At 70.6% G+C, this 23,152-nt stretch carries 21 protein-coding genes; 6 read left to right on the top strand and 15 right to left on the bottom strand.

Annotation, left to right across the window (positions count from 1 at the left end; all coding sequences use genetic code 11):
* The first annotated feature begins 266 nt into the window (after nt 1-266).
* Nucleotides 267-854: a hemerythrin domain-containing protein gene (locus GRF61_RS17380; RefSeq protein ID WP_169151890.1), complete on the top strand. Its 588-nt coding sequence runs from the start codon at nt 267-269 to the stop codon at nt 852-854.
* Between the two features lie 323 nt (nt 855-1,177).
* Here the strand turns inward: GRF61_RS17380 and GRF61_RS17375 are convergent, their stop codons facing one another.
* Entirely contained in the window at nt 1,178-1,519 is a 342-nt protein-coding gene (locus GRF61_RS17375) for a four-helix bundle copper-binding protein (RefSeq protein WP_169151889.1), read from the bottom strand.
* A gap of 563 nt (nt 1,520-2,082) precedes the next feature.
* Between GRF61_RS17375 and GRF61_RS17370 the strand changes: the two genes are divergently transcribed.
* Nucleotides 2,083-2,553 carry a hypothetical protein gene (locus GRF61_RS17370; RefSeq protein WP_169151888.1) on the top strand — a complete coding sequence of 157 codons (471 nt, stop codon included), beginning with the start codon at nt 2,083-2,085 and terminating at the stop codon, nt 2,551-2,553.
* A 248-nt stretch (nt 2,554-2,801) separates the two neighbouring features.
* Here the strand turns inward: GRF61_RS17370 and GRF61_RS17365 are convergent, their stop codons facing one another.
* The 4 genes from GRF61_RS17365 to GRF61_RS17350 all read right to left on the bottom strand — a co-directional run bounded on the left by GRF61_RS17365 (nt 2,802) and on the right by GRF61_RS17350 (nt 6,171).
* On the bottom strand, nt 2,802-3,668 hold the full coding sequence (locus tag GRF61_RS17365; RefSeq protein ID WP_169151887.1) for an SDR family oxidoreductase: 867 nt from the start codon (nt 3,666-3,668) through the stop codon (nt 2,802-2,804).
* A gap of 96 nt (nt 3,669-3,764) precedes the next feature.
* Nucleotides 3,765-4,094 (bottom strand): hypothetical protein, encoded by a 330-nt coding sequence (locus GRF61_RS17360; RefSeq protein WP_211166039.1) that lies wholly within the window; start codon nt 4,092-4,094, stop codon nt 3,765-3,767.
* Nucleotides 4,095-4,164: 70 nt separating this feature from the next.
* A complete protein-coding gene (locus tag GRF61_RS17355; protein ID WP_169151886.1) occupies nt 4,165-4,950 on the bottom strand; it encodes a ferritin-like domain-containing protein in 786 nt (261 codons plus the stop codon).
* Nucleotides 4,951-5,010: 60 nt separating this feature from the next.
* Nucleotides 5,011-6,171 carry a hypothetical protein gene (locus GRF61_RS17350; RefSeq protein WP_169151885.1) on the bottom strand — a complete coding sequence of 387 codons (1,161 nt, stop codon included), beginning with the start codon at nt 6,169-6,171 and terminating at the stop codon, nt 5,011-5,013.
* 280 nt (nt 6,172-6,451) lie between these two features.
* Between GRF61_RS17350 and GRF61_RS17345 the strand changes: the two genes are divergently transcribed.
* Nucleotides 6,452-7,027, top strand: coding sequence for an acyloxyacyl hydrolase (locus tag GRF61_RS17345; protein WP_248281302.1), 576 nt, complete (start codon nt 6,452-6,454; stop codon nt 7,025-7,027).
* A 279-nt stretch (nt 7,028-7,306) separates the two neighbouring features.
* Here the strand turns inward: GRF61_RS17345 and GRF61_RS17340 are convergent, their stop codons facing one another.
* The 3 genes from GRF61_RS17340 to GRF61_RS17330 form a co-directional block, all read right to left on the bottom strand.
* Nucleotides 7,307-7,582 (bottom strand): DUF2164 domain-containing protein, encoded by a 276-nt coding sequence (locus GRF61_RS17340; protein WP_169151884.1) that lies wholly within the window; start codon nt 7,580-7,582, stop codon nt 7,307-7,309.
* 105 nt (nt 7,583-7,687) lie between these two features.
* On the bottom strand, nt 7,688-9,148 hold the full coding sequence (locus GRF61_RS17335) for an SRPBCC domain-containing protein (protein ID WP_169151883.1): 1,461 nt from the start codon (nt 9,146-9,148) through the stop codon (nt 7,688-7,690).
* 293 nt (nt 9,149-9,441) lie between these two features.
* The gene (locus GRF61_RS17330) at nt 9,442-10,308 is read right to left on the bottom strand and encodes an MBL fold metallo-hydrolase (protein WP_169151882.1); all 867 of its coding nucleotides are present in this window, start codon (nt 10,306-10,308) and stop codon (nt 9,442-9,444) included.
* A gap of 119 nt (nt 10,309-10,427) precedes the next feature.
* Between GRF61_RS17330 and GRF61_RS17325 the strand changes: the two genes are divergently transcribed.
* The gene (locus tag GRF61_RS17325; protein ID WP_169151881.1) at nt 10,428-11,411 is read left to right on the top strand and encodes a LysR family transcriptional regulator; all 984 of its coding nucleotides are present in this window, start codon (nt 10,428-10,430) and stop codon (nt 11,409-11,411) included.
* Here GRF61_RS17325 and treS read toward each other — a convergent pair.
* The 7 genes from treS to GRF61_RS17290 are packed head-to-tail and all read right to left on the bottom strand — an operon-like array spanning nt 11,330 to nt 21,405.
* Nucleotides 11,330-14,686 carry a maltose alpha-D-glucosyltransferase gene (gene treS / locus GRF61_RS17320; RefSeq protein ID WP_169151880.1) on the bottom strand — a complete coding sequence of 1,119 codons (3,357 nt, stop codon included), beginning with the start codon at nt 14,684-14,686 and terminating at the stop codon, nt 11,330-11,332. The genes GRF61_RS17325 and treS overlap by 82 nt on opposite strands.
* A 12-nt stretch (nt 14,687-14,698) precedes the next feature.
* Nucleotides 14,699-16,804, bottom strand: a complete 2,106-nt coding sequence (locus tag GRF61_RS17315; RefSeq protein WP_169151879.1) for an alpha-1,4-glucan--maltose-1-phosphate maltosyltransferase — start codon at nt 16,802-16,804, stop codon at nt 14,699-14,701.
* Nucleotides 16,785-18,704, bottom strand: a complete 1,920-nt coding sequence (glgB, locus tag GRF61_RS17310; protein ID WP_169151878.1) for a 1,4-alpha-glucan branching protein GlgB — start codon at nt 18,702-18,704, stop codon at nt 16,785-16,787. Before glgB ends, GRF61_RS17315 begins: the two co-directional genes overlap by 20 nt.
* Nucleotides 18,701-19,132, bottom strand: a complete 432-nt coding sequence (locus tag GRF61_RS17305; protein ID WP_169151877.1) for a hypothetical protein — start codon at nt 19,130-19,132, stop codon at nt 18,701-18,703. Before GRF61_RS17305 ends, glgB begins: the two co-directional genes overlap by 4 nt.
* A 38-nt stretch (nt 19,133-19,170) precedes the next feature.
* Nucleotides 19,171-20,130 carry an L-histidine N(alpha)-methyltransferase gene (egtD, locus tag GRF61_RS17300; protein ID WP_169151876.1) on the bottom strand — a complete coding sequence of 320 codons (960 nt, stop codon included), beginning with the start codon at nt 20,128-20,130 and terminating at the stop codon, nt 19,171-19,173.
* On the bottom strand, nt 20,117-21,055 hold the full coding sequence (locus tag GRF61_RS17295) for a PRC-barrel domain-containing protein (RefSeq protein ID WP_169151875.1): 939 nt from the start codon (nt 21,053-21,055) through the stop codon (nt 20,117-20,119). Before GRF61_RS17295 ends, egtD begins: the two co-directional genes overlap by 14 nt.
* Complete coding sequence (locus tag GRF61_RS17290; RefSeq protein ID WP_169151874.1) at nt 21,052-21,405, bottom strand: hypothetical protein; 354 nt, start codon at nt 21,403-21,405, stop codon at nt 21,052-21,054. The genes GRF61_RS17295 and GRF61_RS17290 overlap by 4 nt, the downstream gene beginning before the upstream one ends.
* Nucleotides 21,406-21,560: 155 nt before the next feature.
* Between GRF61_RS17290 and GRF61_RS17285 the strand changes: the two genes are divergently transcribed.
* Both GRF61_RS17285 and GRF61_RS17280 read left to right on the top strand, forming a co-directional pair.
* Nucleotides 21,561-22,622: a glycosyltransferase family 9 protein gene (locus GRF61_RS17285; protein ID WP_169151873.1), complete on the top strand. Its 1,062-nt coding sequence runs from the start codon at nt 21,561-21,563 to the stop codon at nt 22,620-22,622.
* Nucleotides 22,623-22,798: 176 nt separating this feature from the next.
* A partial coding sequence (locus tag GRF61_RS17280; RefSeq protein ID WP_169151872.1) for a hypothetical protein occupies nt 22,799-23,152 on the top strand: 354 nt, incomplete at its 3' end.

The raw sequence follows: 23,152 nt of genomic DNA, 5'->3' as shown, positions 1-23,152 counted from the left end.
GCCCACCCCCGCCGGGCATGGGCGCGGCACGCCACGCCGTGGAGAACGCCCGCCCGCACCGCCCGGGAGATGGCGGCCGGCGGGCGAACTTCCGGGGGCGAAAAAGGGGCGAAATTCTTACCGCCCGATGTAATTCCTACCCGCTGCGTCATGACGAGCGGGCAGGCATTCCACGCCCGTCACGGCGGCATGGGTCTTGCGTTACCGCCGGGCGGCCGCAGTGGCCGCGTTCGCGTTCAACCGGCCTTGCCGGGAAGGAGACGATCATGGAGCACACCCGCAGCCCCGATGCCCTGGAACTTCTCCAGGCCCAGCACCGCGACTTGCGTTCGCTGCTCGCCGCCGCACGCGAGAAAGCCGATACGGTCGCCATCGGCGTATCGCCCGACGCGCCCCCGCGCGGCGACTTCGCCCTGCGTGAAACCCTGCCGGAACTGCGGCGCCGGCTCATCCACTACTGCCGCCTGGAAAGCGAGCTTTTCTACCCCGCCCTGGGCGAGGCCTGCGACGACCCCGCCGTGGGCCAGGCGCGCGCCGAGCATGAAATCAATTGCAAGCTGCTCGAACAGGCCGAGGGCCTGGTCACGGTGGACCAGGGCGTGGACGGCGGCGAGGACCGCGACGGCTGCTACCGCGACGCCTTCGGCAAGCTCGCCGACCGCCTGAGCCAGCATCTGGACCAGGTGGAGAAGGTGATCTTCCCGCTGGCGCGCAAGAGCCGGCTGGACCTCGCCGCGCTGGGCCAACGCATGGGCAGCCTGAAAGCGGGCAGTGAAGAAGCGCCGGGCGCCAGCCGCGCCCCGGACGGACGGCTGGACATCGGCACCGGGGAAGACAGGAATCCGGATCTATAGCCGGCGGGAGGCCGGGGGAGGAAGGTGCAGGGGGCGCGGCCTTGCCTTGTTGCACGGCGCGCTTCCCGGGTTACAGGCCGATCGGCACAGGACAAACCGTGGCCTGCCTTTTCCGCCGGACGCAGGGCTGCGCCCTCGCCGCCGCCAACGCTCGATCCCGCACCCGGCTCGACCCCTCCACCCCGCGGGGGCCGGGGATAAGTGGCGGGCTGCCTGTACAGCGGGACTCCCCCGCTCCTTCCACGCCGGACAGGGGAAACAGCGGCGTCACTCAAGCCACCGGCTTCCCCGCCTGGGCTGCTGCAGCCCTCGGAGCCAGCGCCTCACTCCGAAGTCATCGCCTCGCAGCTGTCCTTGCAGCGCTCGCAGGCATCGATGCACTCGTCCATCTCGTCCAGATCGCGGCAGCTGGAGATGCAGGCATCGCAAATGTCGGCGCATACCGCGCAGACCTGCCGGTGCAGGGTGGAGCCGGTGGTCATCACGTCGGCGGCGGTGCCGCAGAGCTGGGCGCAGACGAGCATGGTGCGCAGGTGTTCCGGCTCCACATGCCGGCCGCCCTTCTCCAGGCAGTGGCCGGTGGCCATGTTGAGGCAGATGCGCTGGCAATGCCGGCAGGCCTGGATGCAGGCCATCATTTCGGCGGAAAGTGCGGTTTGAGCCATGGGTGTGTCCCCCGGGAGAGATGCGGCGCGGCCGGATGCCGGCGCCTTCGCCCAAGGGAATCTGCAAGACACGTTCCGCGGAATGGGGATGCAGCACTGCGCCCCCCACTGCGGCAGGGACGCGCTGCTGGCGGGCCTTCCCTCCCCTCCAACGAAGCGAACGCCCCTGCCGGCGGAGGTTTTCCCCGCGCAGGATCTCTGCCGGCGGGGCGCCCCGGATCCGCTCATGAGCCGGGACACGCCTTCCGCAGCGGATGCGCCCGTTGCCACAGACGCGCTCCGCGGCAAGCCGACAGGTAGCCGGCGGCACCCAGGCGCCCGCGCCCCCGGCGCGCTTATCCCCCGCCACCGACTCCCGCACCGGGAATCCCCTTCCGCCGGTGCGGTCCGACGCAGCGGCAAGGCCAACATGCCGGCACGGATGCGGCAGCAGCAGGGCCGGGACGCGCAGCCGCGCGTCCTTCCCCCGCGCAGGCCGCCGGATATCGCCGGCCTTTCTTCCACTCCGCCACGGAACGTGGTTTGCAGCCTGAGGCGGAACCGTTTGCGCCTGGAGGGCGACCATGCACAAGGAACACATCGGCGGCCTGAACGAGCTGTGGCTGAAGAACGGCTATGAGAACGTGGCCGGCGGCGGCGTGCAGTACCGCGACCCGGACGGGCTGATGCGGGCGATCACGCTGGAGCTTTGCCGCTCCCATCACCGCCTGGCGCCGGACGGCCTCCACTTCCTGCGCCGCCTCCTGGAGCGCACCCAGGACGAGCTGGACGCCCTGCTCGATCTGCCCGCCGGCACGGTTGCCGGCTGCGAGACCGGCACGCGGAGCTTGCCGGAGAGTGCCTCCATACGGCTGCGCAACACGGCGCTGGAGGCCGCCGGCGCGCTGGTTACCGCGGTGGGCGAACAAACGCTGGCGCCGGCGCAGAAACTGGTGTTCGCCCATGCGGACGAGGGCTGGTACTGCGCCGAGCGGGTGGTGCTGCCGGCGCTGTTGCACGGCCCGCCGGCGCCGCGCTCAGCCTTTGAGCCTTGAAGCCGCCCGGCAGGGCAGGCTGCGCCAGCCATTCTCCCAGTCTTCGCCTTCGGACCGGGTCGGGGAGGAGCTGCCGCAGGCGCTATCCTCTATCGTCAGCCGCAGGCAAAACCCGCCACGGCTGAAATCCAGCGACATCGACCAGGCGGTGCGCACTCTTGGCTGCTCGGTCGGGTTGATAAGCCCCTGCCCCCGGCAATCCAGGCGCTCATCAAGCCCGAGAGCGCGGACGCCCTGCCCCGCCCTCCTCAGCCGTTCACCACCTCGCCGCCGTTCGGGTGCAGCACCTGGCCGCTCATGTAGCTGGAATCGGCGCTGGCGAGGAAGACGTAGCTGGGCGCCACTTCGTCCGGCTGGCCGGGACGGCCCAGCGGCTGGCTGGCGCCGAATTTCTCCACCTGCCCGGCTTCGAAGGTGGACGGAATCAGCGGCGTCCAGATCGGCCCCGGCGCCACCGCGTTCACCCGTATGCCCTTCTCCGCCAGCGCCTGCGCCAGCGAGCGGGTGAAGGCGACGATGGCGCCCTTGGTGGCGGAATAGTCCAGCAGATGGGCGCTGCCGCGGTAGGCGGTGACCGAGGTGGTGTTGATGATGCAGCTGCCTTCCTTCAGCTGCGGCAAGGCATGGCGGCACAGGTCGAACATGGAGAAGACGTTGGTGCGGAAGGTCTTCTCCACCTGCTCCCGGCTCACCGCCGCCAGGCTGTCCTGCGGATGCTGCTCGGCGGCGTTGTTCACCAGGATGTCCAGCCGGCCGAAGGCCTGGGTGGTTTCGACCACCACCCGGGCGGCGAAGCCTTCGTCGCCGACGTCGCCGGCCAGCAGCAGGCAGCGCACGCCCTCTGCTTCCACCTTGCGCTGGGTATGGGCGGCATCCTCGTGTTCGTTCAGATACACCACCGCCACGTCTGCCCCCTCCTTGGCGAAGGCGATGGCCACCGCGCGGCCGATGCCGCTGTCGCCGCCAGTGATGATGGCGGCCTTGCCCTTGAGCTTGCCGCTGCCGGTGTAGCCGCGCATCTCGTCGCAGGGCTGCGGCGTCATCGGCGCGACGTGGCCGGGCTGGGTTTCCTGGTGCTGGGGCGGCAGGCTCTTGCCGGATTCGTTTCCGCTCATCGTGTCGTCCTCGTGTAGCGGTCAAAAGGGAGGCGCGAGCGACAGGGGCCGGCCGCGCCCGCATGCGGCCACGGCCGGCGCTCCGCCGCCAGCGCGTCAGAACAGGCTGCCGTGGCGCTTGCCGCAGCAGTAGCCGGCCACCGCGCCCAGGGCGCCGGCGGCCAGGGTGGCGACGCCCAGCACCGTCCACGGCCGCTCTGCGAGCTGCTCGCGGCAACGGGCGTCCACCGCGGCCAGGCGGCCGTGGTGGCCCCCTTGGTGGCCGCCGTGGTCGCCCTCGCCCGCCTCCGGCTGGGGGCCTAGCTGATGGCCGCTGTCGCTGGAGTAGATCTTGACGTCGTCGCCTCCGGCGCCGGCCGTCTCCTTGTGCGGGCTGCTGCCCTGGGCCGGATCCTTGGGGTCGCGGGGGAAGCGGGTTTCTTCCATGGTGGTGTCCTCCTTCGGGTGATGCGCCCCGGCGGGACGCGGGATGCCGGGCACTCGGCCCGGCGGCGGTTCAGTGCTCCGGCGTGCCCAGCACCAGTTGCTCGCGCCAGCGCTTGAGCTTGAGCACATGGACGTGTTCATGGCGGAAGGCGCGGTGGAAGTGGAACAGCAGCTCGTCCTGCCCGGCCACTTCGGCCAGCCGCATCAACAGTTCCCAGCTCGCCTCATCGGCCAGTTCCACGGTAAGGATGGCTTCCAGGCACTGGTGCAGGGTGGTGCGGGGATCGGTGAGCACCTGGGTGACCCCGTGGATGACCAAGGCGGAGATGGCGGCGCTGGGGGTGAGCGCGGAAGAATCCGCGCCCAGCGAGTCCAGCGCCGAGGCGGCGATGTGCATGTGCTCCAGCGCCTCCTCCCGCAGCTGGTGCAGCTCCTCCACCTGCAGCGGCAGCGTGGCGCCGGCGGCGAGCGCGGCGGTCTTGTCCATCAGCGCCTGATAGAGACGCACGCTGCTGCGCTCCCAGCTCAGGCGCTCGCCCAGTTTGTCCACCAGCAGCTCAGGCGCGCCAGCAGCGCGGTGGGCGGCCCGTGGCGCGAAGGCATCGGTGATCGCCCCCGGCATCGGCACCGAGCCCACCTCGCCGGCTTCGCGGACGTAGGCCAGCCGCACCGCAGCGATGCCCTTGCCGGCGGCGCAGTCGGCCGCCGGCGGCAGCGCCGCCTGTTCGTCGGCGTAGGACTGCATGCTGCGCAAGGCCAGCGGCGAGCTCTGCGCGCCGGTACGGTTGAAGCCGGCGGCGCTGCGGGCGGGACGTCGGCGGACGGAACGGGAGACAGGGGTGTCGGCTGGGTTCATTTCAGAATCCTCGGCAAGCCGCAGGTGGCGGCGGAATGGAGAAACGCGCCTCATGCAGGCTCAGGACGGCGGCCGCGGGCGATTCAGCTCGGTGCCCGCCGTCCAGTGGTAGGACAGCGCAACCTGGGTGGAGGGCGAGCCGTGGGCGTTCACCCGCCGGCGGTACTCCAGCGACTCCGCGCTCTCGCCATCGCGCTCGACGAAACCGCCGTCGCGGGCGCGCAGATGCACTTCCTCGCTCAGCACGTCGCGCACGAAGTCGCGCTGGCTGCGGAACTCCAGCGGCGCCGGCAGGCCGTGGGACAGCACCTCCGCCGGGTCGCGGTGCTCATGCCGGCGCATCAGCTCGCCCACATGCTGGAGCTGGCCCAGCTCGTAGTCGCAGAAACGCTCCCAGACGGCGCGTATGCGCGGGTTGCTCTCGGACTGGGCGCAGCTGAGGTAGGCGTAGACTTCGGCCGCCTCGTGCAGCAGCCAGCTCTCGAGAAAGCTGGGGCCCGGCGCCAGCAGCGCGCCGTACTGGGTGGCGTGCTGCTCGCCGCAGGAGGCGATCTCGGCATACAGCTCGCGCGCCACCGGATCGGCGAAGGCCGGGCCTATGGTCATGTAGTAATCCCGCGCCCGATGCGCCGCCGCCGCCACCAGGATCATGTGCAGGCGGGAGGCCAGCGGCGCGCCGGGGCCGCTGGGGCGGCGCAGGTCGTCGCGCGGGGCCCGGTGGGATTCGGCGGTGGGGCGGCCGGGCACGATGTCGGTGTAACCCTGCAGGATGTTGTTCGCGTCCTTGCCTTCCAGCCGGTCCAGCAACGCGGCGTAGCGGTAGAGGCGGTCCAGGTTTTCCAGCAGGCCGAAGCGGTACACCTGGGCGAGATAGGGATCCGGCTCGTGCTGGGCGATGGCGGCGGTCAGCTCCACCGCCACCTGCTCGCACGCCACGCTAGCCTCCAGCGCGGAGTGGTCGGCGGACAGCATCCAGCTCACCGCGGTGGCCTGGTGCTGCTCGATGCGGCGCACGCAGGCCAGCGACAGGCGCAGGTCCATCTCGCTGCGGGCGCCGAACTCCTGCAGGCGCATCGCGTCCAGCTCCATCGCGTTCATCAGGATCACCCGCACCCGGGTAAAGGCGTCGTCGTCCAGCTTGCTGATCGGCATCCCGGCCATCTCACGCCAGGTCAGCATTTGATCCTCAAGCGGCACGCCGGTATGAGCCAGCAGATCCATTACATGCCTCTCCCACCATTCGATAGCCTCCATGCCGCATTCGCCGACATAGGCAGTTGCACAGGCTATCGCCGTGCAATGCCCGTTCCCGCCCGCCGGCCGCGCGCCAGACAAGCGGGAACGCCCCTCTCAGTAGGATTTACAGCTCGAAGGAATGAATGGGGGTGCAGGCGGCTGCCGGGAACGTAAACCGGAGCGCTGTCGCGCCTCCCCATCTCGGGAACAGGGCTTGCTGGAGCAGCACGTCGCCGCACCGCGGTGAAAACAAGGACAAAACACCATGAAGAAAGCCGATTCCGCTCACGCCCGCCGCCGCATGAGGCCCGCCACCCGGCTTGCCGCCACCCTCGCCCTCACCGGCGTCCTCGCCGGCATCGCCCCCGCCTGTTTCGCCCAGCAGAGCTTCGCCCTGCTCGGCGGCACCCGCAACAACGTGGACAGCTACGGCCTGCAATGGACGATGTCGCCCTGGTTTACAAGCAACCCCGGCGGCTGGCGCATCACCGGCTCGCCGGAACTGCAGCTGAACCTGCACCACCATGACGGCGACGACATGTGGCAGGGCGGCGCCTTCGCCAACTTCCGCTTCGAACCGCCGGTGCAAACCCTGAGGCCCTACCTGGAACTCGGCCTGGGCCTCAACGTGCTGTCGCGCAACGACCTCGGCTCCAAGGATTTCTCCACCCGCTTCCAGTTCGGCGAATACGTCGGCCTCGGCGTCGCCTGGGGCGGCAGCCGCGGCGGTGTCGGCGAAACCTGGCTGGGCGCCCGCGTCACCCACTACTCCAACGCCGGCATAGACCTCCCCAACCCCGGGCTGGAGACCTTCCAGCTGGTGCTGGGGCATCGGTTCTGACGATGGGCTGAAGCTCGCGGCCGCGAAACGAATGGCCCCGGCGTCCTGAACAAGGATGCCGGGGCCATTTGCTTGGATTGCTGCAACTTCTACTGAAGCTCATAAGCCACTGCGATCAGGCAATTTCTCCGGTATCGGAGAACTGGCACGCTGTACAACTGGCCGGCTCAGAAAGCTGCCGTTGGCCTGCGCTGACAGCGGATCACAGCAACGGGTTGGAAGCCGCCGACATCCTGGGACGATGAACTCCACCCACCCGGGCGGCGGCCCCACACAAGCTCACCTCCTCCCCTTCCCGCCCCGCTCCATCTTGCGCCAGTACTGGAACTCCTCTTCATGGACCTCGATGTCCAGTTCCATGACCCGCGCCTGCAGACGCACCTGCACGTCCGCCACCGCCTGGTTGTAGATCGCCGGGCCTATCTCTTCCAGGAAGAAGCCGAGCAGGCCGCCGGCGGCGATGTTGCCTATGGGCTCTTCCATGTTCTCGCGGAAGTAGCGTTCGATGGAGGCGATGGCCTCGCGGCGCGCGTCCTTGTTCAGCTCGATTGCCATTGCGGGCTCCTGTGAGCGGGAGCGCCGGATGCTACCGCAGTGGCGCCGAGGCGGTCAGGATGCCGGCCAGCGGGCGCGGTCGCCGGGCTTGGCGTCTTCCCTGCGCTAAACCCCCACATCCAGGTCGGCGGCCTTCAGCCGCTTCGCATAGTCCGTCTCCAGCCCTTCGAACAGCAGCCAGAACGGCGGCGGGGTTCGGTCGGCGAGTCTGTCGGCGAGGATGGCGAGGTGGGTGTGCCAGCCGCTGGCGACATTGATGCGTTCGGCGCCGTTCACCAGGCGGCTGTGGGTCAGGGTCAGGCGGGTCTGGTCGCCGGCGGGTGATAGTTCAATGTGCACCGCCGAGGCGTCCTCGCCCTCGCCGCCCCAGGTGAAACCCAGGCGATGGGGCGGCTCCCGGCAGGTGAGGCGGTGGGCGGTGGTGCAGACCTTGTCGTAGCGGCGGAAGCGTTCGGGGATGAGGGTGCGGCGGGGCGACAGGCGGGTGTTGTCGAAGTGCAGCTCGAAAGCGTCGCCGGTGGCGTCGGGCATGTCACCGGCGGCCAGCCATTGGGCGCGTTTGTCGCTGACCGTGAGCCAGGGCCACAGCTGCTCCGGGCTGCCTGGCAGCAGGCGTTCGAAATGCAGGGTGGCGGTATCCGGTTGTCCGGCGCGGCCGCTGCTGCGGATCAGCAGGGTGGCGAGGCGATCGAACATTTCCCGCCAGCCGGTTTCGCTGCCGCTGGGGGCACCGGCGGGCAGGCTGCCGAGTTCGGCGTCCATGCCGGCGCCTTCCTGGGTCAAGCGCAGCATGCAACCGTCGCCGGCCGGCTCGAATTCGACGGTGAGCCGGTCGCTGTCGGGCGAGAACTGCGGCATGGCGAAGGTGAAGACCAGCCGGTGCGCCGGCTCCACCGCCAGGTATTCGCCGCGGGCGGTGTAGTCGCTGCCGTCGCGGCGGTCGGTGATCTGCCAGCGGCCGCCGGGGCGGACGTCGAGCAGATGCTGCGCCTGCTCGCTGCCGGCGCCGGTGAGCAGCCAGCCGCCGGCCACCACCGGATCTGTCCAGGCGGCATAGAGCACCTCGGGCGTGGCGGGAAAAGCCTGGGTGATGAGCAGTTTGCGCGCCGCGCCGCCCTGCTCCGCCTCGCGCGACAAGCCACGCTCCATGCCCTCCAGCATGGTGGCCCAGCCCTGGCGGGTGCGGTCTGCGTAGCCGGCCCAGGCGGCGTCCATGGTGTGGATGAGTTCGAGGTGGCAGCCGCCGTCCGGCAGTTGCTGGATGTCGATCTGCACCAGGCTGTAGCCCTCGTCGCCCTCCACCTGCCAGGTGAAGGCCAGGCGGCGTGGACGCTGCAGCTTCAGGTACTCGCCTCGATGGCGGGCGATGCCGCCGGCGCGCTCCTGGTCGAGGTGGAAGCCGCCGCCGACGCGGGGGTCGATGTCGATGCGGCACATCGGCCCCAGCCCGGGCGCGAACCAGCTCGCCACCTGGGTCGGGTCCAGCCAGGCATCGAACACCTGTTCGGCGCTGGCGCTGAAATCCTTGCTGGTGGAGACGGCGATGCGGGCAGGCGATGCGCTCATGGTGTGATCTCCTGTTCCGCGCCGCAGGGTCGTCGACCACCGGCGCGGGCTTGCGAGACAGGCCGGTGCGCGGCGCATGCACCGGCACCTGGAGCTTCGAGGCCGCGCGCCCGGCAAACGTTTCGTCCGCCGGCCCGGCGCGCGCCGAAAGGCAGCAAAGGAAAGCCGGCGCGCAAAGCAAAACGCCCACCTGGATGGATGGGCGTTTTGCAGGCCGCGGGTTTGCCCCGGCGCCGGGCACCTGCCGGCTCGGCGGCTTTCCCGCAGCTGGCGCGCGGTTGCCGGAGGGCGGCTTACCAGGGCATTTCGCCCTTGACCACCTTGGCGCCTATCTCCAGCGACAGGCTGGTGCCGAGCTGCGGGTAGGCGGCCTGCATGGCCTGCATGAGCTGGGCGCTGCCGGCGGACTCCTGCACCGCGGCTTCGAAGCGCTTCAGATAGTCGCGGGTGAAGCTCAGGTTGGCGGCGTCGATCGGCGTGCCGGCCTTCATGTGGCCGGGCACCACCACCGCCGGCTTCAGCGCGGCCATCTCGTCCAGCTGGGCGATCCAGGCGGCGCGCTCTTCCACCGTCTTGGTGTCGGCGGTCCACACATGCATGTTGCCGAACACCGCCACGTTGCCGACGACGGCGCGCAGCGCCGGCACCCACACATAGGGGCGGTGCGCCAGCAGGCCGGTGGTGCCGCGCACTTCCAGGGCTTCGCCGTCCACCGTCACCGTGTTGCCTTGCAGCAGGTCCGGCAGCACCGGCGACTGCGGCGCGTTCGCGCCCATCTTCGGCCCCCAGAAGCCGAGCTTGGCCTGCATCTTGGCCTGGATGCGGCTGCGCACCGCCGGGGTGGTCACCACCCGCGCGTCCGGGAACAGCTGCTTGAGCACCTCGGCGCCGAAGTAGTAATCCGGGTCAGCGTTGCTGACCAGCACGGTGGTGAGCTTCTTGCCGCTGTCGAGCACGTTGGCGGCGATGCGGTAGGCATCGGCGCGGGTGAAGCCGGCATCCACCACCACCGCTTCGGTAGGACCGGAGATCAGCACCGAGTTGACGTTGAAGCTTTGCGCATCGGCGTTGTAAACCTTCAGGCTCAGGGCTTCGCCGGCGGCAGCGGCGGTGGCGGCCAGCGCGAGGCCGGCGGCGAACAGGGTGTGAAGCACTTTCATGGCGACTCCTCTTTGATGGGATGAAACGATGTCGCCACTTTAGGTATTGAAACGACGCCAATAAACCCATCAGAATGGGCTTGTTTGTTTCTTCAATCGACCAGGTTTCCCCTAAGGACATGGACAGACTGACCGCAATGCGCGTCTTCGCCGAGGTTGCCCGCAGCGGCAGCTTCACCGGCACCGCCAACCGCCTGGACATGTCCCGGGCGATGGTCACGCGCTATGTCGCCGAGATGGAGCAGTGGCTGGGGACGCGGCTGCTGCAGCGGACCACCCGCAGCGTGAAGCTGACCAACGCCGGCGAGCAATGCCTGCGGCGCTGCCTGCAGGTGTTGTCCATCGTGCAGGAGGTGGAAGAAGACGCCTCTTCCACCGATGGCCAGTTGCGCGGCCAGCTGCGGCTGACCTCCAGCGTGTCCTTCGGCTATGCGCAGCTGGCGCCGGCATTGGGGGACTTCCTCGGCCTGCACCCGCAGCTCAAGGTGCATCTGGACGTGAGCGACGGCGCGCTCAACCTGGTCGAGGCCCGCATCGACCTCGCCATCCGCATCAGCCATGAACCGGATGCCGGCCTCATCGCGCGGCCGCTGGCGGAATGCGCCTCGGTGCTGGTGGCGGCGCCGGCCTACCTGGAGGCCGCCGGCCGCCCCGGCCATCCGGACGAACTGCCCGGCCACCGCTGCCTGGGCTACACCAACTTCGGCCGCGACCAGTGGCGCTTCCATGCGGCGGATGGCGCCGAGCGGCTGGTGACGGTGCCGGTACGGCTCACCGCCAACGACGCTACGGTGCTGACCTCCGCCGCCCTCGCCGGGGCGGGCATCGCGCTGCAGCCGACCTACCTGGTCGGCCCGCTGGTACGCGAGGGCAAGCTGGAGGTGGTGCTGCCGCAGTGGCGGCCGGCGGTGCTCACCGTGTATGCCATCTATCCCTCCCGCCGCCACCTGCCGCCGGCGGTGCGCGCGCTGCTGGATTTCCTCGCCGCACGCTTCGCCGGCGAGCCGTGGCAAGCGGACTTTCAGCCGCCCTCGCCCACCGCCAGGTCGGCCAGCGCGGCGAGCGGTATGCGCACCCAGTCCGGCCGGTTCTCCAGTTCGTAGCGCAGCTCGTAGAGCAGCTTTTCCAGGATGAAGAGCACCAGGAAGTCCGGCCCGCCGTAGGAGGCGGGCTGGGCGACTTCGTGGTAAGCGGCCACCAGCACGCCGGTGGTCTGCGCCTGCCAGCTGGCGAGTTCGCGGGCGAATTCGGCGGCGCGTTCCGGCTGGGTCTGCACCGCGCGGGCTTCAGCGCTGCGGGCGGCATAGTCGAAGGAGCGCAGCATGCCGGCGAGGTCGCGCAGCGGCGAGTGCTTCTCCCGCCGCAGCGCCATCGGCCGCGCCGGCTCGCCCTCGAAGTCGACGATGACGAACTCGTTCTGCACCAGCAGCAGCTGGCCGAGGTGGAGGTCGGCGTGGTAGCGGGTCTTGACCATGCCGGCGGCGGCGAGGTCCAGCGTCGCCAGCCGGGCGCCGAGGTCGGCGCGCATCGCCAGCACCCGCCCGGCATCGTCCGCCGCGCTGCCCTCCAGCTGCGGCCGGCGGGCTTCGAGCAGGTCCAGCGTGCGGCCGAGGTCGGCCGCCACCGCCGCGCGCCAGGCTTCGGTTTCGCCGGTGGTCACCGGCTCCGGCTGGAAGGCGGCATCGGCGGAGTCGGAAGCCAGCGCCGCATGCAGCTCGCCGATGCGCCGGCCCAGCACCGCGATCTGCAGCAGGTAGACGCGGTTCAGCCCTTCGGCGTCGCGCTCCTCGCCGCTACCCGGCCACATGTCGGGCGAGAACAGGCGGCCGAGGTGGTCCAGGGTGTAGTCCCAGGCATTGCCCTGGTTCTCGACGTACACCTGGGCCATGGCCAGCGCCGCGCTGGCGCCGCCGGCATCCAGGTATTCGGCCGAGCCGGCCACCGGGGCGATGTGGGGGAAGCCGGCGCGGGCGAGGAAGTAGCCCATTTCCAGCTCCGGATTCACGCCCTGCTGCAGCCGGCGGTAGCCCTTGAGGTAGAGGCGCTTGCCGAAGAACACGCCGGTGTTGGTCTGCTCCAGCGCCGGCAGGCGCACTTCCTCGCCGGCAGCGGCGTTCAGCAGTTCCCGCGCGGCGGCGCCGAAGCGCACGCTGCCGCCGCCCAGCGGCAGGGTTTCGCCGGCCGCCATCGCGCCCAGCAGGGCGCGGCAGAACAGCGGATCGGCGAAGCCGTCGTAGATCAGGCCGACGCGCGCCTTCTCCCGCACCCGCGCCAGTGCCAGCGCGCCGACGCGGTCGGCCGGGTATTCGCCATGCTCCTCCCAGGCCACCGCCAGCGGCAGGAAGTAGTGCTGCGGCTCGGCGGCGGCGAAGCTGACCTTGAGCACGGTGAGCAGCCAGCTGCTGCCGTTGCTGCGCCATTCCTGCTCCTCCAGCACCTCCACCCGGGTGGCGGCTTCGCCCTTGGCGGCGAACCAGCGCCGCGTCTGCAGGTAGGGCAGCAGCACCTGGTCCTGCAACAGCGCGCGGCTGCGGCTGGCGATGGCCTGGCGGGAGCGGTTGGCGGCGCTCTCGACGATGCGCAGGAAGGTGCGCCAGCCGTCGGTGAGCACCAGCACCGGCAGATCGGTCTGCGGCAGGCGTTCCTCGTGCCATTCCGGCGGCGGCGCCTGGCAGGAGAGTTCGAAGGCATAGAAGCCGTAGCCGGGCAGGGTCAGCAGATAGGGCAGCCGGCCTATCGGCGGGAAGGACGTGCGGCCGGAGATCTCCACCGGCACCCTGCCCTCGTGGCGGGCGAGGTCCAGCTCCACCGCCTGCGGCGTGCGCGACAGGTTGGCGACGCACAGCAGGCGCTCGCCGCCGCAGCCGTCCGGGCCGGGGTCGCCGTATTCGCGCAGGTAGGCCAGCACCTTGCGGTTGCCCGGCTCCAGGAAGCCGAGGCTGCCGCGGCCGAAGGCGCGGTACTGCTTGCGGGTGGAGATGAGGCGGCGGTTGAAGTTGAGCAGCGAGTGCGGGTTGCGCGCCTGGGCTTCGACGTTGATGGCCTGGTAGCCGTAGATGGGGTCCATGACCGGCGGCAGGTAGAGCTGCTGCGGATCGGCGCGGGAGAAGCCGGCGTTGCGGTCCGAGGTCCATTGCATCGGGGTGCGCACGCCGTTGCGGTCGCCGAGGAAAACGTTGTCGCCCATGCCCAGTTCGTCGCCGTAGTAGAGCGTGGGCGAGCCGGGCATGGTGAGCAGCAGGAAGCTCATCAGCTCGATGCGGGCGCGGCTGTTCTCCAGCAGCGGCGCCAGCCGGCGACGGATGCCGACGTTGATGCGCATGCGCGGATCGTTGGCGAAGAACTGCCACATGTAGTCGCGCTCGCGGTCGGTGACCATCTCCAGCGTGAGTTCGTCGTGGTTGCGCAGGAAGATGGCCCACTGGCAGTTGTCCGGGATATCCGGCGTCTGCCGCATGATGTCGATGACCGGGAAGCGGTCTTCCTGCGCCAGCGCCATGAACAGCCGCGGCATCAGCGGGAAGTGGTAGGCCATGTGGCACTCGTCGCCCTCGCCGCGCTCGTTGCCGCCGAAGTATTCGCGCACGTCCTCCGGCCACTGGTTGGCCTCGGCCAGCAGCACCCGGCCGCGGTAGTGCTCGTCGATGACGCGGCGGATCTCGCGGATGGTGGCGTGGGTTTCCGCCAGGTTCTCGTTGTTGGTGCCTTCGCGCTCGCGCAGGTAGGGCACCGCGTCCAGGCGGAAGCCGTCCACCCCCATGTCCAGCCAGAAGCGCATGGTGCGCAGCACCGCCTTGAGCACCCGCGGGTTCTCGTAGTTGAGGTCGGGCTGATGGCTGAAGAAGCGGTGCCAGTAGTAGGCCTTGGCCACCGGGTCCCAGGCCCAGTTGGAGGTTTCGGTGTCGGTGAAGATGATGCGGGTGCCGGCGTAGCGGTTGGGGTCCTGGCTCCACACGTAGTAGTCGCGCTTGGCCGAGCCGGGCGGCGCCCGGCGGGCGGCCTGGAACCAGGGGTGCTGGTCGGAGGTGTGGTTCACCACCAGCTCGGTGATCACCCGCAGGCCGCGGCGGTGGGCTTCGCGGACGAAGTTGCGGAAGTCGTTGCGGGTGCCGTAGGCCGGCAGCACGCCGTGGTAGTCGGCGACGTCGTAGCCGTCGTCCTTCAGCGGCGAGGGGTAGAAGGGCAGCAGCCAGAGCGTGTCCACCCCGAGGTCGCGGATGTAGTCCAGCTTGCGGGTGAGGCCGGGGAAATCGCCGATGCCATCGTCGTTGCTGTCGAAGAAGGCCTTGACGTGCAGCTCGTACAGCACCGCGTCCTTGTACCAGTAGTCGTCGTCCCTGCCGCCTGCACTCCCTTGTCCGCCGGGTAGGGTATCCATGGCGCGCGGCCCTCAGAAGAAGTAGTCGAAATCGCGCTCGCTGCGCAGCTTGCGGCGCACGCGGAAGATGTGGGCCGGCAGGCGGCCGGGGTCCAGGCGGACGAAGTTGCGCGGGCCGCTCCACAGGTAGCGGGCGCCGGTGAGCAGGTCGTGCATCTGGTAGGAGGCGTCGGCCTCCATGCCCAGCGCCGGCAGGTCCAGCGTCAGCCAGCCGTCATGGACGTGGTAGGGGTCGAGATTGACGACGACGATGATGAGGTTGCCGCCCTCGGCATCCTCCCCGCCGCCCTCCTCCTCTCCCTCCGTGCTCGCTGGCGCGTGCTTGGCGTAGGCCAGCATGTGCTCGTTGTCGATGTCGAGGAAGCGCAGCGAGGCGTTGCCGTGCAGCGCCGGGTTGGCGCGGCGGATGCGGTTCACCCGGGCGATCAGCTCGCCCAGCCCGTCGCCGCGCTCCTGGCGCACCGCCTGCCAGTCGCGCAGCTGGTATTTCTCCGAATCCAGGTATTCCTCGCTGCCCGGCTCGCGCGGGCGCTGTTCCATCAGCTCGAAGGCCGGGCCATAGATGCCGTAGGTGGCGGCCAGGGTGGCGGCGAGGATGAGGCGCACGGCGAAGGCGCCGCGGCCGCCGGTCTGCAGGTACTCCGGCAGGATGTCCGGCGTGTTGGGCCAGACGTTGGGGCGGAAGTAGTCGTAGCCGGGGCCGTGGGCCAGTTCCTGGAAATAGGCGGTGAGCTCCGGCCGGGTGTTGCGCCAGGTGAAGTAGGTGTAGGACTGGTTGAAGCCCAGCTTGGCCAGCCGGTGCATGACCCGCGGCCGGGTGAAGGCCTCGGCCAGGAAGAGGGTGTCCGGATGGTCGCGGCGGATGGCGGAGAGGGCCCATTCCCAGAAGGCGAAGGACTTGGTGTGCGGGTTATCCACCCGGAACACCCGCACGCCCTCGCCTATCCAGTGGCGGAAGATGCCGGCCAGGGCCTGCCACATGGCGCGCCAGTCCTCGCTCTCGAAGTCGAAGGGGTAGATGTCCTGGTATTTCTTCGGCGGGTTCTCGGCGTACTGCACGCTGCCGTCCGGCCGGCGGCGGAACCACGCCGGGTGCTCGGCCACCCAGGGGTGGTCGGGCGCGCACTGCAGGGCCACGTCCAGCGCCACTTCCATGCCGTGGCCGTGGGCGGCGGCGATGAGCCGGCGCAGGTCTTCGGCGCTGCCGAGCTGGGGATGGATGGCGAGGTGGCCGCCTTCGCGCGCGCCTATGGCCCAGGGGCTGCCGACATCGTCGGCGCCGGCCGCCAGGGCGTTGTTCGGCCCCTTGCGGCGCTCGCGGCCTATGGGGTGGATGGGCGGCAGGTAGACGATGTCGAAGCCCATCGCCGCCACCCGCGGCAGATGGGCGATGCAGTCCGCCAGGGTGCCGTGCACCGGGGTGGTCAGCGAACGGGGGAAGAACTCGTACCAGGCGCCGCAGCGGGCGCGCACCCGGTCCACGTCCAGCGGCAGCGGCGCATGGGTGGCGGCGAAGCGGCGGTCGGGGTGGCGGGCGGCGAGTTCGGCATGGCCGGCGTCCAGCGCCAGGGCCTTCAGTTCGTCGATGTCGGCGGCGGCGCTGCTGTCGCGCAGGCGCCGCGCCCAGGCAGCGAGGCGCTGGCCGTCGTCGCCACCGGCACGGGCGGCGGCGGCCTCCGCCAGCTCTGCCCCGACCAGCGCGGCGATGCGGATGTCTTCGGCATCGGTACGGCGGATCAGCTCGTTGCGCCAGGACTGGAAAGCATCCACCCAGGCGCACACGGTGTACCACCAGCGCCCCATCTCCGGCAGGCGGATGCTGGCGCGCCAGCGGTCGTTGCCCAGCGGGCGCATCGGCACCGCATGCCAGCGCCCGGTGCCGCCGGCGCTCAAGCCGGCGACATTGGGGAAGGCCTCGGCACCCTCGCCTTCCCGCCGCCAGCAGAGCATGGCGACCACCGCGTCATGGCCGTCGGCGAAGCAGTCCGCCTCCACGACCAACTCCTCGCCCACGCTGCGCTTGGCCGGGAAGCGGCCGCCGTCCACCTGCGGCGTCACCGCCTCGACGACGGCGCGCACCCTCCCCTCGTCCGGCAGCTCATCCTTGCGTGCTTCCATGCTCGCCCTCCGGCACCAGGTAGAGAACCGCCAGCGGCGGCAGTGTCAGCGCCAGCGACCAGGACTGGCCGTGGCAGGGCGCCGGCGCCGCCTCCACGCCGCCGAAGTTGCCGGCGTCGCTGCCGCCGTACAGCGCGGCATCGGTGTTCAGCTCCTCGCGCCAGTAGCCGCCGTGGGGAACGCCCACCAGGTAGTTGTTGCGCACCATTGGCGTGAAGTTGCATACCACCAGCACGTCCCGCCCGCCTTCGGCACGGCGCAGGAAGGCGATGACGCTGTCGTCGCCGTTCTCGCTGTCCACCCACTGGAAGCCGCTGGCGTCGAAATCCCGCGCATGCAGGGCGGCGTGGGCGCGGTAGAGGTGGTTGAGCTCGCCCACCAGCAGGCGCAGCCCGCCGCGGCGCGGGTCCTGCAGCGCGCCCCAGTCCAGTTCGCCTTCGTGGCTCCATTCGGCCTGCTGGGCGAACTCGCCGCCCATGAACAGCAGCTTCTTGCCCGGGTGCGCCCACATGTAGGCGAACAGGCAGCGCAGGCCGGCGAAGCGCTGCCAGTCGTCGCCCGGCATGCGGGCGATCAGCGAGCCTTTGCCATACACCACTTCGTCATGCGACAGCGGCAGCACGAAGTTCTCCTGGAAGGCATACCAGATGGAGAAGGTGATGCGGCCGTGGTGGTACTTGCGGTGTATCGGGTCATGCTTGAAGTAATCCAGCGTGTCGTGCATCCAGCCCATGTTCCACTTCATGCCGAAGCCCAGGCCGCCGAGGTGCACCGGCCGCGACACCATGGGCCAGGCGGTGGATTCCTCGGCGATGGTGTGCACATCCGGGAACTCGCGATACACCGATTCGTTGAGCCGGCGCAGGAAGGCCACCGCCTCCAGGTTCTCCTTGCCGCCGTAGCGGTTGGGTATCCATTCGCCGTGCTTGCGGCCGTAGTCCAGGTAGAGCATGGAGGCCACCGCGTCCACCCGCAGGGCGTCGATGTGGTAGCGGTCCAGCCAGCAGGTGGCGCTGGAGAGCAGGAAGGCGCAGACCTCGTGGCGGCCGTAGTTGAAGATGCTGGAGTGCCACTCCGGGTGGTAGCCCTGGCGCGGGTCGGCATGCTCGTAGAGGTGGGTGCCGTCGAACTCGGCGAGGCCGTGGGCGTCGCTGGGAAAGTGGGAGGGCACCCAGTCCATGATCACGCCGATGCCGGCGCGGTGCAGGCAATCCACCAGGAACATGAAGTCCTCCGGCGTGCCGTAGCGGGCGCTGGGCGCGAAGTAGCCGGTGCACTGGTAGCCCCAGGAGCCGTAGAAGGGATGCTCCGCCAGCGGCAGGAATTCGACGTGGGTGAAGCCCATGCCGGACACGTATTCCGCCAGCCGTGGCGCGATCTCGCGGTAGCCGGGCAAGGCTCCGCCCTCGGGGCGCAGCCAGGAACCGAGATGCACCTCGTAGATGCTCATCGGCGTGTCCAGCGCCTGGCGGCGGCCGCGGCTGTGCATCCATTCGCCGTCGCCCCAGGCGTAGTCGAAACGCCAGGCGCGGGAGGCGGTCTGCGGCGGCGCTTCGGCGTAGGCGGCGTAGGGGTCGGCCTTGTAGGCGACCTCGCCGTTGGCGCAGACGATGCGGTACTTGTACAGCGCGCCGGCGCGCACACCGGCCACCCGGCCTTCCCACAGGCCGGAGTCGTCCGGCCGCGGGCTGAGCGGCGCGGCGGCGTCGCGCCAATCATTGAAGTCGCCCACCACCGACACCGCACGGGCGTTGGGCGCCCATACCGCGAAGCTGGCACCGCCCTCCTCCAGCTGGCAGCCCATCTTCTCGTACAGCCGGGTGTGGGAGCCCTCGCGGAACAGGTAGATGTCGTGGCCGCTGAGGCGGCCATCCCCGGCATCCTGCAGCCTGGCGGTCATTGCACTCGGCCCGCCGGACCGCCGCGGGAAGCGGCGAGGACGTCCGTCCGGCTCGCCAGCAGCGCGCGGCGCTCGTCCTCGATCTCCGCCTCGGTGCGCACGCCCAGCCTGCGCAGCAATGGCAGCGGCGGGCACCAACCCTGCAGCGCGTGCAGCAGCAGGAAGCCGCCCACCAGCGCCGGCAGGGCGAAGAAACGGCGGTCGGCGAAGGCGCCGAGGGCGCAGCCGGCTACCACCAGCGAGGCGGCGTTGGTCTCCAGCACGCGCTCGATGTCCCACTCGCGGTCGAGTTCGGCGAGGCGGCGATCTATGCCGGGCAGGCCGCCGAGCGCGGCGTTCTGCACCGAAGCGCGGGCCTGCTCGCGGAGGCGCCGGTTCACATGAGTGGCGGTATGCAGCGGTACGCGCTGCTGGGTGCTGGGCAACATGGGACTCTCCTTGTCGTTCGCTGGCGGCGGGGCGCGACTCAGGCCGGCACCTCCAGCCAGTGCAGGCTGAAGCGGTGCTGCGGGTCCACCCGCGTGGCCCGTGGCAGGAAGCCGGCCTGGGCGGCCAGCGAGTGAAAGCCAAGCACCGAGTATTTGTAGGAATCCTCGGTGTGCAGGGTTTCGCCGGCCGCGAAGGAAATGGTCTGGCCGCGGACGTGCACCTGCTGCTGCACCAGCGAGACCAGGTGCATCTCCACCCGCCGCGCCACCGGTTGGTAGAAGGCGTAGTGGGCGAAGCGGTCGAGCAGGAAATCCGCCTCCAGCTCGCGGTTGGCGCGGGCCAGCAGGTTGCGGTTGAAGGCGGCGGTGACGCCGGCGGCGTCGTTGTAGGCGGCATGCAGCACCGCCGGGTCCTTCACCAGGTCCACCCCGATCAGCAGGCCGCCGCCGCGCAGCAGCTCCGCCAGCCGGCGCAGGAAGGCGAGCGCCTCGTCCGGCGGGAAGTTGCCTATCGTCGAGCCGGGAAAGAAGCCGACCCGGCGCTGGCCACGCTGCGGGCCGAGCGCCAGCGGGCCGGTGTAGTCCGCCTCCAGCGGAACCACCTTGAGGTGGGGAAAGGCATGCCACACCGTGCCCGCCGCCGCGGCCACCGCATCCGGCGAGATGTCGATCGGCATGTAGAGCCGCGGTCGCTCCAGCACGTCCAGCAGCATGCTGGCCTTGCGGCCGGAGCCGGCGCCGAACTCGATCAGTTCCACGTCCGGCCCCATGTAGCGGGCGAACTCGGCGGCATGCTCGCCGAGCAGCGCCATCTCGGTGCGGGTGGGGTAGTACTCCGGCAGCTCGCAGATGCGTTCGAACAGGGCCGAGCCCTCGGCGTCGTACAGGAACTTGCACGGCACCCGCTTGGGCTGGGCGTGCAGGCCGGCGAGCAGCGCGCCGGCGAAGTCTTGCGTGGAGTCCTCGGCGGCGAAGGCCGCGGCTTCAAGGGCGTGCATTCTTCACCTCGCTGTCCCGCAGGTAAGTGTCCAGCTCGCGCTGGTAGCGTTCGTCGTTGAAGTTGGGCCACTGCCCGCGCGGGAAGGCGTGGCGCATCGCCTCTTCCCCCAGCGGCGCGCGCAGCACCGCCGCATTGCCGCCGTGGGGGAACACCAGCGCGGACAGCGCCACCGGCACCAGCACCGGCCCCCCTTCCGCAGGCTGGACTTCCAGCACCGCGCAGGCAACCCGGCCATTGCCCAGGCCGACTACCAGGTCGGCCACCTTCGCGGCCGTCTTGCCCTCGCCATCCACCGCTTCACTGCCGATCAGCTCGCTGGCCCGCAGCAGCCGCAGCGTGGGGCCAGCCTGGGTGGCCTCGGCGCTGCCGAAGTAGCGGTCCACATTGCGCAGGTAGGCGCTGGTGCCCCATTCCGGCCAGCGCTCCGGGCTGAAGCCCGGCGCCTGCTGCAGGCGCTCGCGGGCCATGTCCAATGTCAGCTCGCCGGCGGCGGAGGTGGGTCGCAGCATGCGTATCGGGTAGGCGTACAGCTTGTCGCCCAGCCCCAGCACGCCGCCGAAGCTGAGCACCGCGTAGTGGGCGACCTGACGGGTCGTATCCACCACCAGCTCCTCCACCTTGCCGAGATCCTCGCCGGCGGCGTTCTTCACCCGGCTGCCAAGCAGGGCCTGGGCGCGGGTGAGGTATTGCAGGTCGGCGCGCATCGCCGGGCCGCCCTCGCTGGCAGCGCCGCTGCGCTCCATGCCGGCGCCTTGCGCCGCCGCGGCCGGCAGCGGCGCTGCCAGCGACACCGACAGCGACAGCGCCAGCGCCGTCCGCAGCCGCGCCAGCCCGCCGAAGCGGCGGCTGCGGCCAGTGCCGGCGGCGGCTATGCAGCGTGCAAGGACTACACGGCGATGTAAGAAACGCCCGTTGCCGCTCATGAAACTGCCTCTGCCTGGCTGGCCCGGCAGCAGGCGGCCAGCCGCTTGCCCCGCTTCAGGTGCAGGCAGCGGGCGGCATCGCCGCAGCTCACCGCCACCGGCACCGGCGCGCCGGGCAGATAGGCGGGCACCCCGCCGCACCCGAGGAAATGGGCCGCCGCCTCGGCGCCGCGGAACACCGTGATACGGCCCTCGCCGTCATGCAGCAGACGCTCGTTCACCGATACCGCCACGCACTCGCCGCCGTGGCCGCCCACCGGATGGACCTTCACCGTGCGCGCTGCCTGCGCGCCCTGCGCGGCCGCCGTCGCCAGTTCCAGCCAGGTCGCAAGCTGTCCATTCGACCTCATCTTCTTGTTCCTCCGTTCATCTGTTCCAGCGTCGGGAAATCGAGGGAGAACGGCGTCCATCGCGGCGTGGCGCCCTCCTCTGCGGCGGTAGAGCAATCGGCGAGCCCGGCCTGCCGATTGCTAGCGCATCGGCATCGCCTGACCGGGAGCCAGCCATGAAGACCTCGCTGCTGCAGCACCGCTGCCCGCGCAACATCCTCGTTTTCCGCGCCCTGCCGGTGGGCGAGACGCTGTGCGCAGTGCCGGCGCTGCGCGCGCTGCGGGCCGCCTGCCCGGAGGCGCGCATCACCCTGGTCGGCCTGCCCTGGGCGCGCGACTTCCCCCGGCGCTACCCGGGCTATGTGGACGATTTCGTTGCCTTCCCCGGCTTTCCCGGCCTGCCGGAACAGACGCCGGATCTCCCGGCCATCCCCGGCTTCCTCACCGAGCTGCAGTCCCGCCGTTTCGACCTCGCCCTGCAGATGCACGGCGAGAGCCCGCTCGCCAACGCCGTCGTCGCCTTGTTCGATGCCGGCGCCAACGCCGGCTTCCAGCCGGCGGAAGCGGCGGACATCGCGGCCACCGACACCGCCAGCGCCGCCTTCCTGCCGTGGCCGACGCAGGGCAGCGAGGTGCGCCGCCTGCTGGAACTCACCGACTTCCTCGGCGCCCCGCGCCAGGGAGAACGGCTGGAGTTCCCGCTGCTGGCGGAGGACATGCAGGCCCTGGCCGACAGCGGCGCGGCGGACGACCTGCCGGCGGACGGCTACATCTGCCTGCATCCCTGCGCCGGTGCCGGGGCGGACCGCTGGCCGCCGCCGGCCTTCGCCGCGGTGGGCGATGCCTTGCACGCCGCCACCGGCCTGCCGCTGGTGCTGACGGCCGCCGGCAGCGACGCCGGCCACGCGGTGCAACAGGCCCTGCGCACCCCGGCCCGCCACGGCCAGGATCCACTGGCGCCGGGCGCCCTCGCCGCCCAACTCAGCGAAGCCCGGCTGGTGATCAGCGACGACAAGGACATCGCCCAGCTCTGCGCCGCGCTGCACCGCCCCAGCGTCGGCATCTTCCGGGCGACCGACATCGCGCGCTGGGCACCGCTGGAGCAGGACCAGCACCGCAGCGTCTGGGCCCCGCCCGGCTTCACCGCCGACGAGGGCGTGGGCGAAGTGCTGCAGCAGGCGGAAGCCCTGCTGGCGCGCGAGCAGCCGGCGCGGCTGCGGGCGCGGGCGCGGGCATGAGTCGGCCACACCGCCGGCCACGCAGCCCCGGGCCCACGGCCATGCCGCCGGGAAAAACCTACAGCCGCGCCGCAACATTTACACCGCGCCGCCCGCCCTCCCGCCACAGCGCGACGGCGGCGCGCCGGGAACGCGATCTGCTGAAGAGGCTGGCACGCAACGAACAGGAGATGGCCATGGCAAGCACATTGAACCCGCCGCTGGAGCGCAAGCCGGACACCAGCAAGGGCCACGGCACCCGCGCCCTCGGCCCCAGCGACAGCTCCGACAGCGGCAGCGACCTCGTCGGCGGCCCCGGCCTGGCGGGCGAGGCCAGCGGCCAGGACCTGGGCCTGGACAGCGGCCCCACCGGCGATCCGGGCGCGGACGACTCGCGCAATGCCGGCGCCGACGTCGGCGATGCCGGCCTGGACAGCGATAGCGATGCCGCTGGCACCGGCGAGCGCGCCGCCGCTGGCCGGGATGCACCGGTGGAAACCGAGATCGACCTGGCGCTGGACCACGGCAAGCCGCTGGACCTGGAACTGGAA

The sequence above is a fragment of the Azoarcus sp. TTM-91 genome (assembly GCF_012911025.1).
Lineage (GTDB): Bacteria > Pseudomonadota > Gammaproteobacteria > Burkholderiales > Rhodocyclaceae > Azoarcus.
Note: the sequence above shows the minus strand (reverse complement) of the source record. Positions and strands in the feature narration are given on the sequence as shown.